At 70.6% G+C, this 12,973-nt stretch carries 11 protein-coding genes; 9 read left to right on the top strand and 2 right to left on the bottom strand.

The window, feature by feature from the left end:
• Positions 1-31: 31 nt before the first annotated feature.
• Together AB5J51_RS18850 and AB5J51_RS18845 are read left to right on the top strand one after the other, a co-directional pair.
• The gene (locus AB5J51_RS18850; protein ID WP_053787858.1) at positions 32-547 is read left to right on the top strand and encodes a SigE family RNA polymerase sigma factor; all 516 of its coding nucleotides are present in this window, start codon (positions 32-34) and stop codon (positions 545-547) included.
• 61 nt (positions 548-608) lie between these two features.
• Entirely contained in the window at positions 609-1,844 is a 1,236-nt protein-coding gene (locus AB5J51_RS18845; protein ID WP_053787859.1) for a hypothetical protein, read from the top strand.
• Positions 1,845-1,880: 36 nt separating this feature from the next.
• Here AB5J51_RS18845 and AB5J51_RS18840 read toward each other — a convergent pair whose 3' ends face one another.
• On the bottom strand, positions 1,881-3,584 hold the full coding sequence (locus AB5J51_RS18840; RefSeq protein ID WP_369778114.1) for a bifunctional 3'-5' exonuclease/DNA polymerase: 1,704 nt from the start codon (positions 3,582-3,584) through the stop codon (positions 1,881-1,883).
• 310 nt (positions 3,585-3,894) lie between these two features.
• Here AB5J51_RS18840 and AB5J51_RS18835 point away from each other — a divergent pair, with 310 nt between their 5' ends.
• A complete protein-coding gene (locus tag AB5J51_RS18835) occupies positions 3,895-5,064 on the top strand; it encodes a DUF2786 domain-containing protein (RefSeq protein WP_107093525.1) in 1,170 nt (389 codons plus the stop codon).
• Between the two features lie 293 nt (positions 5,065-5,357).
• Positions 5,358-5,573 (top strand): DUF397 domain-containing protein, encoded by a 216-nt coding sequence (locus AB5J51_RS18830; protein WP_051696354.1) that lies wholly within the window; start codon positions 5,358-5,360, stop codon positions 5,571-5,573.
• Positions 5,574-5,729: 156 nt separating this feature from the next.
• Here the strand turns inward: AB5J51_RS18830 and AB5J51_RS18825 are convergent, their stop codons facing one another.
• Positions 5,730-6,248 (bottom strand): ATP-binding protein, encoded by a 519-nt coding sequence (locus AB5J51_RS18825; RefSeq protein WP_078987427.1) that lies wholly within the window; start codon positions 6,246-6,248, stop codon positions 5,730-5,732.
• A gap of 339 nt (positions 6,249-6,587) precedes the next feature.
• On the opposite strand from AB5J51_RS18825, the gene AB5J51_RS18820 reads away from it, so the two are divergent.
• The 5 genes from AB5J51_RS18820 to AB5J51_RS18800 all read left to right on the top strand — a co-directional run bounded on the left by AB5J51_RS18820 (position 6,588) and on the right by AB5J51_RS18800 (position 12,880).
• Positions 6,588-7,472 carry a helix-turn-helix transcriptional regulator gene (locus AB5J51_RS18820; RefSeq protein WP_078987426.1) on the top strand — a complete coding sequence of 295 codons (885 nt, stop codon included), beginning with the start codon at positions 6,588-6,590 and terminating at the stop codon, positions 7,470-7,472.
• Between the two features lie 89 nt (positions 7,473-7,561).
• Entirely contained in the window at positions 7,562-9,019 is a 1,458-nt protein-coding gene (locus AB5J51_RS18815) for an aldehyde dehydrogenase family protein (protein ID WP_053787295.1), read from the top strand.
• 74 nt (positions 9,020-9,093) lie between these two features.
• Positions 9,094-11,175: a penicillin-binding protein 2 gene (gene mrdA / locus AB5J51_RS18810; protein WP_136224662.1), complete on the top strand. Its 2,082-nt coding sequence runs from the start codon at positions 9,094-9,096 to the stop codon at positions 11,173-11,175.
• Positions 11,176-11,260: 85 nt separating this feature from the next.
• The gene (locus AB5J51_RS18805) at positions 11,261-11,818 is read left to right on the top strand and encodes a DinB family protein (protein ID WP_133897304.1); all 558 of its coding nucleotides are present in this window, start codon (positions 11,261-11,263) and stop codon (positions 11,816-11,818) included.
• Between the two features lie 303 nt (positions 11,819-12,121).
• Complete coding sequence (locus AB5J51_RS18800) at positions 12,122-12,880, top strand: MerR family transcriptional regulator (RefSeq protein WP_136224661.1); 759 nt, start codon at positions 12,122-12,124, stop codon at positions 12,878-12,880.
• Positions 12,881-12,973 lie beyond the last annotated feature (93 nt).

Here is a 12,973-nt window from a genome sequence, read left to right as displayed (position 1 = left end):
GTTGGGGTGAGGCGGACGCTAGGGGGAGCGAATGCGGCAGGGGCGCAGGGACGGGTTCCGCGAGTTCGCGGCGGGCCGGTCGGGGCATTTGTACCGGTCGGCCTGCCTGCTGACCAGCGGGGACACGCACCTCGCAGAGGACTTGGTGCAGGAGACCCTGGGGCGGATGTACCTGCTCTGGGGGCGGATCTCCCGTATCGACAATCCGGCGGCGTACGCGCAGACCGTGCTCGTGCGGGTCTTCCTGACGCACCAGCGGCGCAGGTCGGCGGGGGAGCGGCCGGTCGGGGAGTTCCCCGAGTCGGGCGCACCCGCGGCCGTCGGCGCCGATCCGGCGCTGCGGCTGACGCTGCTGGACGCGCTGGGGCGGCTGGCGCCCAAGGACCGGGCGGTGCTCGTGCTGCGGTACTGGGAGGACCGCAGCGTGGAGGAGACCGCCGACGCGATGAACGCCAGCTCGGCGGCTGTGCGGACCCGCACCACGCGGGCGCTGGGCCGGCTGCGGGAGCAACTGGGCGGATCACTGGCTGAGTTCGTCGGCCTCTGAAGCCCCTTCGCCGCCTCGATCGTCCCTTGTCCTTGCTACTCGGTGGAAGGTCTTGTTCCGCATGCCCTTTGAAGATGAGCTCAGCGAAGCCCTGCGGCGTACCGGGGACGAGTTCACGCCCGACCCGCGCGCCCTCGTCGCCGCCGGTGAACAGCGCGGACGGCGGCTGGTGGCGCGCCGCAGGGCCGCCGTGGTCGGCGGGTCGGTGGTGGCCCTGGCGGTGATCGGCGCGGGCAGCGCCTACACCAGCGGCCTGTTCGGCGGCTCGGGCGGCGCCGCGGCGGCCGCCGTCGCGCCGCAGGCCGACCCGACGCAGCCGCCCAAGGTGAAGGAAAAGGCGGGCGGCGGCGCCGTCTCCGCCGATCAGCTGATCGACGTGTTCAGGCAGCTGCTGCCCGGTGGCACGGTGTCCGGGGCCAAGGCGCGGGGTACGGGCGAGACGGCCCACCCGAGCGTCTCCGGGCTCTACGACGACGGGGAGGGGCCGGCGGCCCTCGGAGTCGCCCTCGCGCGGGTCGACCCGAAGGGGCAGATGGCCGCCGACTCGGTGACCTGCCCCGACAAGAACGTCCTGGACTTCGACGACTGCACCCTCGAGACGCTCGAGGACGGCTCGAAGCTCATGGTCTTCCAGGGCTACGAGTACCCCGACCGCCGGGAGCCCACGAAGGTGTGGCGGGCCACGCTGGTGACCCCGCAGGGCTACCAGGTGGACGTACAGGAGTGGAACGCTCCGGCCGAGAAGGGCCAGCCCGTCTCACGGGCCAATCCGCCCCTGGCCCCTGAGAAGTTGAAGGAGTTCACGACCTCGCCGCTGTGGCGGCCGGCGCTGAGCGACCTGCCGGCCGCCGAGCCGGATCCCGGTGCTCCGGCGCCGGCCGGGGCGCGGGGCGCCGCCGCGGTGTTGGAGTCCCTGCTGCCGAAGACCGGGATCACGGTCGCCTCCAAGGGCGGCGAGGGGGAGCACGGCTATGTCGTGCTCGACGACGGCAACGGCACATCGCTCGTCCAGGTCAACGTGCAGGCCGGCATGGGTGAGTTGCTCAAGGACCACTTCGGGTCCGGTGCCGTCACCCTGCCCGACGGCACGAGGGTGAAGTCCGAGCAACGGGACGGTGAGAAGGGCGGCGCGAACGTCGTGTGGTGGACCGTCGACACGCTGCGGACGGACGGCCGGCGCGTGGTGGTCTCCGCCTTCAACACCGGCAACCAGAACAAGCCCGCGACCCGGGACAAGCCGATCCTGACGATGGAACAGCTGCAGCAGATCGCGCTCGACCCGAAGTGGTTCGGCTGATCATCCGCGGCGAGTGGTGCTCCCTCGCGTCCGCTCCTACTTGGCGTCCGCGTACGACTCCACGATCGCCGTGGTGAACGGGAACCGGACCGGGGTGTCCCCGAAGGCGATCCGGCCGGCCCGGTCGCCGGCGGCGCGGATCGCCTCGGCGACGGCCCCGGCCTCCTCGGCGGGGCAGTGCACGATCACCTCGTCGTGCTGGAAGAACACCAGCTCGGCCCGCATCCCGGCGCGCGCGATGGCCTGCCGGAGGGCCGCGAGCAGCAGGAGGGCCCAGTCGGCGGCGCTGCCCTGGACGACGAAGTTGCGGGTGAAGCGGCCGCGGGCCCGGGTGTTGGTGGAGGCGTAGCTCGGGGTCCAGCCGTCCTCCCTGTCCTGCGGGATCCCGGCTTCGCCGTCCTCGGCGGCGCCGACCGGCGGCGGGCAGGTCCGGCCCAGCCAGGTCCGTACGAGGCGACCCTCCTCGCCCGCCTTGGCGGCGTCGTCCACGTACGCCACGGCCTGCGGGAAGCGTCGGCGCAGCGCGGCCAGGTTCTTCAGGCCGTCGCCGGAGGTCTGTCCGTACACGGCGCCGAGGACGGCGAGTTTGGCCATGTCCCGGTCGCCCGAGAAGCCCTGGCGGGAGATGGCCGTGTACAGGTCCTCGGGGCGCCCGGCCACCTCCATGAAGGCGGGGTCGCGGGAGATCGCGGCGAGGACGCGGGGCTCCATCTGGTCGGCGTCGGCGACGACGAGCCGCCAGCCCGGGTCGGCGACGACGGCCCTGCGGATCACCTTCGGGATTTGCAGGGCCCCGCCGCCGTTGGTGACCCAGCGGCCGGTCAGGGTGCCGCCGGGGACGAACTCGGGGCGGAAGCGGCCCTCGTGGACCCAGTCCTGGAGCCAGGACCAGCCGTGGGCGGTGTAGATCCGGTACAGCTTCTTGTACGCCAGGAGGGGCTCCACGGCGGGGTGGTCGAGCTCTTGGATCTCCCAGCGGCGGGTGGACTTGAGCCGGATCCCGGCCTCGGCGAAGGCCTTGATCACGTCCGCCGGCAGATCCGGGCGTACGCGGCGGCCGAAGGCGATGGAGATCTCGTCGGCCAGCTCGGCGAGGCGGCGGGGCTCGCCGCCGCCGGCGTAGCGCTCGCCGAGGAGCTCGGTGAGCAGGGCGCGGTGGACGTCGGCCCGCCACGGGAGGCCGGAGCGGTGCATTTCGGCGGCGATCAGGAAGGCGGCGGACTCGGCGGCGATGAGCAGGCGCAGGCGGTCGGGGTGGGCGGTGGCGGCGGTGCGTTTCGCCTGGTCGTCGTAGATCGCGACGAGCGCGTCGAGGGGGAGGGGGGTGGAGGTGGGCTGGGGGTCGAAGAAGTCGAAGAGGGAGTCCTGGGTGGTGGGGGTGGCGGCGCGCTGTGGGGGATCGGCGGGTACGGGGGCGCCGGTGAGCCGGGCCCAGGCGGCTGCCGCCGAGCGGGGTTCGCCGGAGCGGCCCTCGTGGGCGAGGAGGAGGAGCTCGGCGTCTTCGATGTCGTGACAGCGCTCTACGCGGATGCCGGCTGCGAGGAGGCGGGGGTACAGGGCGGTGGTGCTGCGCCAGATCCAGCGGGTGGTGGTGGGGGCGGAGCGGATCGCGTCCGCGGGGTTCTGGACGGTGAGGGGGCTGGGGGCGGGGCCGGTGGCGGGGGTGGGGGTGAGCGGCATGGCGTGCCAGAGGCCGTCGCCGGCTTCGGCGAGGGCCCAGTGGGGGGTGCGGTCGCTCATGGGTGCGAGTGTCCCACCGGGGTCTGACACCTTGCCCGTCCGGCACTCCGGGGCCTGGGTTCCGCTGCGCGGTGCCATCTCCCCGCCCCGCCCTTTCTCCGTTTCCCGGGCTCTGCCCGGACCCCGTGCCGGGGGCTCTGCCGCGGACCCCCGCGCGTCGAACGCCGGCGGGGCTGGATCGGGCGGGCGGGTCGGGGAGCCGGGGATCCGCCCCCGGGCCCCGCGCCTCAAGTGTCGGCGGGGCTGGATCGGGCAGGGCGTGGGGTCGGGGGCGCTGGGGGGTGGGGTGGGGGCGTGTAAAGCTGAGGGGGTGAGAGAGATCGTCGATCGTGCCTGTGAAGCCGCCCTCTACAGCCAGGACGATGCCGGGCTGGATGCCGGGGCCTCGGTGCTCGTCGGGGACGGTGGGCAGTGGGGCGGGGTCGGGCGGGAGCTGCTCGGGCGCGGGGAGGCGTACGTACGGCAGGCCTGGGAGCGGGGGTGGCAGCCCGCCGACGTGCTCCGGCTGGTCGGGCGGGACCTCGGCGAGCGGCATCTGCGGATCACCCGCGACCTGATCGCCGCCGAGGCGCGCCGGTACGCCCGGCTCCCCGAGCGGTGGACCGATGCCGAGGTGTGGTGGACAGAGGACGGCGAGTACGGGGAACGGCTCGTGCAGCGGGAGAAGGCCGATCGGTTCAGCCTTGCCACGGCCTTGCTCGAAGTCTTCCGGCTGTTGATCCGGTTGCCCTCCATCGAGCCCGTGGGGGCCCTCCCCGGGGACCCGGCCGGCGATGCCCTGGAGCACGCGCACATCGAGCCCCGCATGCTCGGCCGCATCCGGGCCCTGCTCGCCAAGGCCGAGGCGACCACCTTCCCGGAGGAGGCCGAGGCGCTCAGCGCCAAGGCGCAGGAGCTGATGGCCCGGCACACCGTCGACGAGGCCGTGCTCGCGGCGAGCGGCAAGGGGCCCGCTCAGGTGCCTGCGGCCTGCCGGATCGGGGTCGAGGCGCCGTACGAAGAGGCCAAGGCCGTGCTGCTGGACGCCGTCGCCACGGCCAACCGCTGTCGGGCCGTGTGGAACAGCGCCTACGAGTTCTCCACCGTGGTGGGGTTCGAGAGCGACCTGGAGGCCGTCGAGCTGCTCTACACGTCCCTGCTCGTGCAGGGGACCGCCGCCATGACCCGCGCCGAGGCCGCCCAGCGTTCCGGCGGGCGCAAGCGGACCAAGACGTTCCGGCAGTCCTTCCTGCTCGCGTACGCCAGCCGGCTCGGCCAGCGCCTCGCCGAGACGGCCGAGCACACCGTCGCCGAGGCCCCCGACAACCTGCCCGCCCTGGTGGCCCGTGACGTCGCCGTCACCTCCCGGGCGGACGAGATGTTCCCCCGGACCACGACCACCCGGCTGCGCGGGGCCACCGACCACGCGGGCTGGGAGGACGGCACGGCCGCCGCCGACCGCGCGCACATGGGCGGCAAGCACCGCCCGCTGCCCCGCTAGGGGGTGTCGCCGCGCTCGCCGGCCTCGCGTCTGAACGGGTACCGGGCGCGTGCTCGACGCGTACTGAAGGGCGTGCCGTGCAGGCCCGCGCATCCCCGCTGCGCCTTGATCCAATCCTTATAAGCGTCTGATTCGCCCCTGATCCACCCGAGTTCTTCCCTGACAGTGATCAGGGGAGCACCCTCCGCGTGCACGTGCATCTGCCCATGCATGCGCTTGTGAACACAGCTATGATCCGGTGCAGTTGACATCTGCACTATCGGGGGCTTCCTGTGGACCACGCGTACAACGGGATGGCAGCTGCAGAACTCGACGGAGTGACCTGGCAGAAGAGCAGACACAGCAACTCGCAAGGTTCCTGTGTCGAGTTCGCCAAGCTGCCGGGTGGAGCTGTCGCCGTGCGCAACTCGCGCTTTCCGGACGGGCCCGCGCTCGTCTACACGCCGGCCGAGATAGAGGCGCTGCTGCTGGGCGTCAAGGACGGCGAGTTCGACCACCTGATCGCCTGATCGACCGATCGGCACATCGCCCGATCGCCCCGAGGAACGGCGCACCGATCAAGCCATGCACGTGCACTGGCCGGGACTGATCGAAATGATCAACCCCGGCCAGTCGTCGTATGCCCGCATGTCCGCATGCCCGTATGTGCCTGTGTGCGCCGCTGCCTACTCGTGCAGCATGAACAGCGCCCAGACCACCTTGCCGGTCAGCCGTCCCGCGAGCGGGTGCCAGCCCCAGCTGTCGCTGTACGCATCCACGAGGAACAGCCCGCGCCCCGACTCCAGGTCGCAGTTCTCCTGCGTCCGCTCCGGCGCGAACGACCCGCCCGGCCGGTCCTCGCTGGGGTCCCGTACCGCGCACACCAGCCGGGTGCTCCACCGCATCAGGTGCAGCCGTACCGAGGCCTCCGGCTCGCCCGCGCCGCCGGTCGCCGGCCTGGTGTCCTCCGGCAGGGCATGGCGCAGCGCGTTGGTCACGAGTTCGGAGACGACCAGGGCCACGTCGTCGAAGCGGTCGTCGAGGCCCCACTGGCACAGGGTGGACCGGGTGAACGAACGGGCGCCCCGCACCGCCTCGAAGCGGGCGGGCAGAGCGCAGGAGGCGGACCCGGAGACAGCCGTGGGGTCGACCGGGGGCAGCCCCTGCCGTAACGGCTCGAGCATGGTCGATCCATTCGTCCCCATGCGAGGCACTCCCGGGATTCGCGGGCGGAGCGGCGCGCTCCGTCCAGAAAGAACTGCGGGGTGGGTCCGGCGCCGGCGCGAAGAGCACGCAGGTGCGCGGCACCATCGTTCCGAATGCAGAAGCTGGATGCAAGGGCAGATGCACGTGCACGCGCCGGACCTGTCCACTCCCGTGATGGTTCTTGCTCATTTCTTCCTACGCATACTTACGGACTTCTTTTGCGGCGGGCGGGATTCCGTTACAGAACGAGTACGGGCCGATGCGTTTTGGTGGCAGACTGCGGGACCTGGGGTACGGGGGCCCCGGCGACGCACACCACGCGCAGACCACGCGTACACATGGCGATGGGGAGGGCAGGACAAGTGACCGCAGAAGCAAGCGGTTCTGTGGTGCGCCGCATCCTCCTGGGCTCTCAGCTCAGGCGACTCCGAGAATCCCGCGGCATCACCCGTGAGGCGGCCGGCTACTCGATCCGCGCATCCGAATCGAAGATCAGCCGCTTGGAGTTGGGAAGGGTGAGCTTCAAGGCAAGGGACGTGGAGGACCTCCTCACGCTCTACGGAGTCACGGACGGCGCGGAGCGGGAGTCCCTGCTGGGACTGGTCCGCGAAGCCAACGCAGCCGGCTGGTGGCACAGTTACGGCGACGTGCTGCCCGGGTGGTTCCAGACGTACATCGGCCTGGAGGGCGCGGCCTCGCTCATCCGGATCTATGAAGTCCAGTTCGTCCACGGCCTGTTGCAGACCGAGGCCTACGCGCAGGCCGTCGTCAGCCGTGGCATGCCCGGCGCCACGAAGGCCGAGATAGACCGCCGCGTCGCGCTGCGCCTGGAGCGCCAGAAGGTGCTCGTCTCCGAGAGCGCCCCGGTCTTCCACGCCGTTCTGGACGAGGCCGCGCTGCGCCGCCCGTACGGCGACCGCGACGTCATGCGCGGCCAGTTGGAGCACCTCATCGAGGTCTCCCAGCGGCCCAACGTGCAGCTCCAGGTGATGCCGTTCTCCTTCGGCGGGCATGCCGGCGAAAGCGGAGCCTTCACCCTGCTGCGCTTCCCGGAGTCCGACCTCCAGGACATCGTCTATCTGGAACAGCTCACCAGTGCCCTCTACCTGGACAAAGACGAGGAAGTGGCGCAGTACGAACGGGCGATGGAGCGGCTTCAGGCCGACTGTCCCGACCCCGAACGGACCCGGGATCTTCTCCGCGGCCTGCTCCAACTGTCTTGATTCGCACGTAGTATGACGTCTGATCAGTGCATGATGACCGATCGGTCTCCGGTGCAGCGCACGGGTGCGCGCTCGCAGTAAGGGATGGCATGTCCATATTCGACGACCTGGCTCACCAGTACATCGACGGCGAATGGCTGGCCGGCACCGGTTCGTGGGACATCATCGACGTCAACCCGTACAACGGGGAGAAGCTCGCGGCCATCACCGTGGCCACCGTCGAGCAGGTGGACCGGGCCTACCTCGGCGCCGAGCGCGCCCAGAGAGAGTGGGCCGCCACCAGCCCGTACGCCAGACGCGCCGTCCTGGAACGCGCCCTGCGGATCACCGAGGAGCGCGAGAAGGAGATCATCGAGGCGATGATCGACGAGCTCGGCGGGACGCGTCCCAAGGCCGAGTACGAGGTCCACCTCGCCAAGGAGTTCATCCGCGAGTCGATCCAGCTGGCCATCCGCCCCGAGGGCCGGATCCTCGCTTCGCCCGTCGCGGGCAAGGAGAACCGGGTCCAGCGCCTCCCGGTCGGCGTCGTCACCGTGATCAGCCCCTTCAACTTCCCGTTCCTGGTCACCCTGAAGTCGGTCGCCCCGGCCCTGGCCCTGGGCAACGCGGTGGTGATCAAGCCGAACCAGAACGCACCCGTGGTCGGCGGCGGGGTCATAGCCAAGATCTTCGAGGACGCGGGCCTGCCGGCCGGACTCCTCAACGTGCTGGTCACCGACATCGCCGAAATAGGCGACGCGCTCCTCACGCACCCCGTCCCGAAGGTCATCTCCTTCGCCGGCTCCGACCGGGTCGGCCGGCACGTCGGCTCCGTCGCCGCCCGGCACTTCAAGCGGACCGTCCTGGAGCTCAGCGGCAACAGCGCCCTCGTCGTCCTCGACGACGCCGACCTCGACTACGCGGTGGACGCGGCCGTCTTCAGCCGCTTCGTCTACCAGGGCCAGGTCTGCATGGCCGCCAACCGGATCCTCGTGGACGCCTCGATCGCGGAGGAGTTCACCGAGAAGTTCACCGCCCGGGTGCGGAGCCTGAAGACCGGCGACCCCCGCGAGGCGGACACCCACATCGGCCCGCTGATCAACTCCTTCCAGGCCGACGCCCTGACCGCGCTCGTGGACCAGGCCGTGGAATCCGGGGCGCAGGCCCTCGTCCGCGGATCTACGCGCGGCAACCTGGTCGAGCCGACCGTGCTGGCCGGCCTCCCCGAGGACTCCCCGCTGCTCGGCCAGGAGATCTTCGGCCCGGTGGCGCTGCTGGTGGTCTTCGACGGCGAGGACGAGGCCGTACGGCTGACCAACGCGACCCCGTACGGTCTGAGCGGCGCCGTGCACACGCGGGACGTGGAGCGGGGCGTGCGCTTCGCCCAGCGGATCGAGACCGGGATGATCCACGTCAACGACTCGACCATCGGCGACGAGCCGCTCGCCGCGTTCGGCGGGGAGAAGTCCTCGGGCCTGGGCCGGCTGAACGGCGAGGCCACGATCGAGGCGTTCACCACCCAGAAGTGGATCTCGGTGCAGCACGGCAGGACGAGTTTCCCCTTCTGACCGCGCTTCCCCTTCCGCGCTCGCTCTAGACTCGTGCGAGTCAGCGGCGGGCAGCGTTCCGGGGGAGACCTGAGTTGAGCAACATTCCGGAGACGGGGCGCACACCCCGGGTCCAGAACCGCCTGGTCGTGATCCAGGTGGTCGTCTTCTCGCTGCTGCTCACCCTCGGCGGGCGCCTCTGGTACCTCCAGGTGCGCAACGGCCAGGAGTACACGGACGAGGCGAAGAACAACCACACCCAGCAGGTCGTCCAGCCCGCCGTGCGCGGCTCGATCCTGGACTCCCGGGGGGTCCCGCTGGCCGACAACGAGACGCGCATGGTCGTCTCCGCCAGCCGTACCGACCTCACCAGGATGAAGGACAAGGGCAAGGGCGTCCTGACCCGGCTCGCCGGCGTCCTGGGCCTCAATCCCGAGGACGTGGTCAACAGCGTCCGGCTGTGCGACGCCAAGACGCCGAAGCCGTGCTGGAACGGTTCCCCGTACCAGCCGATCCCCGTCACCGACGAGGCGACCACGGACCAGGTGCTGGAGATAAGGGAACACGCCGAGCAGTTCCCCGGCATCACCGCCGAGCCGACCGCCCTGCGCCGCTACGCCGGCCCCGACGGGGCCAACACCTCGCAGGTGCTGGGCTACCTCTCGCCGGTCACCGATGCGGAGATCACCAAGGCCAAGAAGACCGACTCCCCGTACCTGCGCTCCGACCAGGTGGGCCGCTCCGGCCTGGAGCGCACGTACGACAAGGAGCTGCGCGGCAAGGCCGGCGTCACGCGCTACGAGGTGGACAACCTCGGGCGGGTCATCGGGCAGGCGCAGGCCGACAAGCCGACGCCCGGCTCGAACGTCGTCACCTCGATCGACTCGCGCGTGCAGGCGGTGGCCGAGCGCGAGCTGAACAACGCGATGATCGAGGCCCGCAAGGGGTACGACAAGAACACGCGCAGGAATTACGAGGCCGACTCGGGCGCGGTCGTCGTCATGGAGGCCAAGACCGGCCGCATCGTCGCGATGGCCTCCAACCCGACCTACGACCCGAACGCGTGGGTCGGCGGCATCTCCGCCAAGGACTACGCGTCCCTCACCGACAAGGACTCCAACTACCCGCTGCTCAACCGCGCGATCCAGGGCCAGGCGGCCCCGGGCTCGATCTTCAAGGTCGTCTCCTCGACCGCCGCGGTGAACGCCGGGTACCCGTTCAACGGGCGGTACGGCTGCCCCAGCTCGTACTCGGTGGGCAGTCAGAACTTCACCAACTTCGAGTCCCAGGGCTACGGCGACATCACCATCGGGCGGGCCCTCGAGGTCTCCTGTGACACCGTCTACTACGCCCTCGCGGACAAGGAGTGGAAGAAGGACGGCGGGATCAACCCCAAGAAGGACCCGAGCGACTGGTTCCTCAAGACGGCCCACGAGTTCGGCCTGGGCAAGGCCACCGGCATCGACCTGCCGAACGAGGTGAACGGCCGGGTCCCCGACCGCCAGTGGAAGAAGGACTTCTTCGAGGCGAACAAGGCCGCCTGGTGCCGGGACGGCAAGAAGGACGGCTCGTACGCCGAGAAGATCGCGTACGAGAACTGCCGCCAGGGCAACCAGCTCCGCGAGGGCGACGCGATCAACTACTCCATCGGCCAGGGCGACACCCTCGTCACCCCGATCCAGATGGCGTCGATCTACGCGGCCATCGCCAACGGCGGCACGATGCACCAGCCGAGCGTCGGCAAGGCGATCGTCAGCGCCGACGGCACCTCGGTCAAGGAGATCGCGCCGAAGGAACAGGGCCGACTGCCCATGGACGCGGAGCTGCGCGACGACATCGACGGCGCGCTCGCCTCGGTGGCCACCACGGGCAGCGCGGCCTGGCGGTTCGGCGGCTGGCCGCAGAAGCAGATCCCGATGCACGCGAAGACGGGCACCGCGGAGGTCCAGGGCAAGCAGACCACCTCGTGGTTCGCCTCCTACACCGAGGACTACGCGATCGTCATGACGATCTCCCAGGGCGGTACGGGCTCCGGGGCCTCCGGGCCGGCGGTGCGCAAGATCTACGAGGCGATGTACGGGCTCGACGAGAAGGGCGGCCAGGACTTGTCCAAGGCCCTGCTCCCGAAGCCGCAGACGGCGCTGCCGGCGATCCGGCCGGAAGGCGTCGCCGAATGACCCCGGTTGAGGACAGAACCTGACCGCATCCCTCCGTAGCGTGGTTGTTGTCAGCAGGAGCACACCGAGAAGGCGGTAGATCAGCATGGTCACTCACGTTCCGGCAGAGTCCTACGGCGACGAGCGCGGCGCGCTCCTGTCCTTCGCGGAGGCCCAGCGCGGCGCTCTGCGGCGGGCGGTGCTCGGCCTCACCGAGGAGCAGGCGGCGAGCCGCCCGAGCGCGAGCGAGCTGTCGCTGTCGGGGCTGCTGAAGCACGTCGCGGAGACGGAGCTGAACTGGCTGCGGATGGCGCAGCAGCTGCCGAACGAGCGGCAGCGCACGAAGGAGACCTGGGGAGACAGCTTCCGACTGGTCGAAGGCGAGAGCATCCCCGGGATCCTGGAGTTCTGGGACGGGGTCGTGGAGGAGCTGGAGAAGTTCATCCGCGCGGTGCCGAGCCTGGACGACACGTTCCCGCTCCCCGAGGCGCCGTGGTTCCCGAAGGAGGGCCGGGTCTCGATGCGCTGGCTGCTCCTGCACCTGGTGGAGGAGCACGCGCGCCACGCCGGCCACGCGGACGTCATCCGCGAGTCGCTGGACGGCAAGACGGCCTTCGAGCTCGTGGCCGCGGCCAACGGCGACACCTGGCCGCCTGCGCGCTAGGGGTGTCGTCAAAGTCCCGTCTGGCCGGCGGGGTCTGGCACGCGCGCTCGCGGCGTTGTCGTCGGTCGACGACGCGAGCGTCGCCTCCCTCCTCCGCCTTGCGATCACACGCACCAGACCCCGCCGGCCCCGCCCTCACGGGCGGACGACGCTACTTTGACGACACCCCCTAGGTGTGTCGGGGCCGCTCGGATGCGGCCCCGCTCCGCCCCGCCCCGCGGACCCGCTTCGGAGGAGACTTGCACCTCACGTGGCGTGAGGACTCAGAGTGAAGGGCGTACCCGAACCAGAGGAGCGGAAACGATGAGCTACTCCGTGGGACAGGTCGCCGGTTTCGCCGGAGTCACGGTGCGCACCCTGCACCACTACGACGAGATCGGCCTGCTCTCCCCGAGCACCCGCAGCAGCGCGGGTCACCGGCGTTACGACGACGCCGACCTCGACCGGCTGCAGCGGATCCTGTTCTACCGGGAGCTCGGTTTCCCGCTCGAAGAGGTCGCGGTCCTGCTGGACGATCCGGACTCGAACCCGAGGGAGCACCTGCGCCGGCAGCATGCCCTCCTGTCCGACCGGATCGCCCGGCTCCAGCAGATGGCCGAGGCCGTGGAGCACGCCATGGAGGCAGAGAGAATGGGCATCAACCTCACGCCCGAGGAGAAGTTCGAGGTCTTCGGGGACTTCGACCCCGACCAGTACGCGGACGAGGCGCACCAGCGCTGGGGCGACACGGACGCGTACAAGGAGTCCGCTCGCCGGGCGGCCGCCTACACGAAGGAAGACTGGAAGCGTTTCCAGGCCGAGGCGGACGAGATCAACCGGAGGTTCGCCGAGCTGCTGGACGCCGGTGCGTCCGCGGAATCCGACGAGGCCATGGACGTGGCCGAGGAGCACCGCGGCTGGATCGACCGGAACAGCTACACCTGCTCGCACGAGATGCACACGTGCCTGGGTGAGATGTACGTCGCGGACGAGCGCTTCACGGCCTACTACGACACGGTCCGTCCCGGTCTGGCGGTGTTCGTACGGGACGCGATCGTCGCGAACGCCATCCGCAAGGCGTAGAAAGCCGGATGTTCCCCACACGGCCCCCTCCCGGTGACTGGAACCGGGAGGGGGTCCTGTGCGTTGATAATTGAAACCGCCGTCATGTCCGAT

This window comes from Streptomyces sp. R33, assembly GCF_041200175.1.
GTDB classification, from domain to species: domain Bacteria; phylum Actinomycetota; class Actinomycetes; order Streptomycetales; family Streptomycetaceae; genus Streptomyces; species Streptomyces katrae_B.
The sequence above is the reverse complement of the archived record's forward strand: the minus strand, read 5'-3'. Positions and strand labels throughout refer to the sequence as shown.

What these genes read in the sequence shown, in the direction of transcription:
- AB5J51_RS18850 (WP_053787858.1), top strand. Translation starts at nt 32, where the DNA reads ATGCGGCAGGGGCGCAGGGACGGGTTCCGCGAGTTCGCGGCGGGCCGG.
- AB5J51_RS18845 (WP_053787859.1), top strand. Translation starts at nt 609, where the DNA reads ATGCCCTTTGAAGATGAGCTCAGCGAAGCCCTGCGGCGTACCGGGGAC.
- AB5J51_RS18840 (WP_369778114.1), bottom strand. Translation starts at nt 3,584, where the DNA reads ATGAGCGACCGCACCCCCCACTGGGCCCTCGCCGAAGCCGGCGACGGC.
- AB5J51_RS18830 (WP_051696354.1), top strand. Translation starts at nt 5,358, where the DNA reads ATGGCAGCTGCAGAACTCGACGGAGTGACCTGGCAGAAGAGCAGACAC.
- AB5J51_RS18825 (WP_078987427.1), bottom strand. Translation starts at nt 6,248, where the DNA reads ATGGGGACGAATGGATCGACCATGCTCGAGCCGTTACGGCAGGGGCTG.
- AB5J51_RS18820 (WP_078987426.1), top strand. Translation starts at nt 6,588, where the DNA reads ATGGCGATGGGGAGGGCAGGACAAGTGACCGCAGAAGCAAGCGGTTCT.
- AB5J51_RS18815 (WP_053787295.1), top strand. Translation starts at nt 7,562, where the DNA reads ATGTCCATATTCGACGACCTGGCTCACCAGTACATCGACGGCGAATGG.
- AB5J51_RS18805 (WP_133897304.1), top strand. Translation starts at nt 11,261, where the DNA reads ATGGTCACTCACGTTCCGGCAGAGTCCTACGGCGACGAGCGCGGCGCG.
- AB5J51_RS18800 (WP_136224661.1), top strand. Translation starts at nt 12,122, where the DNA reads ATGAGCTACTCCGTGGGACAGGTCGCCGGTTTCGCCGGAGTCACGGTG.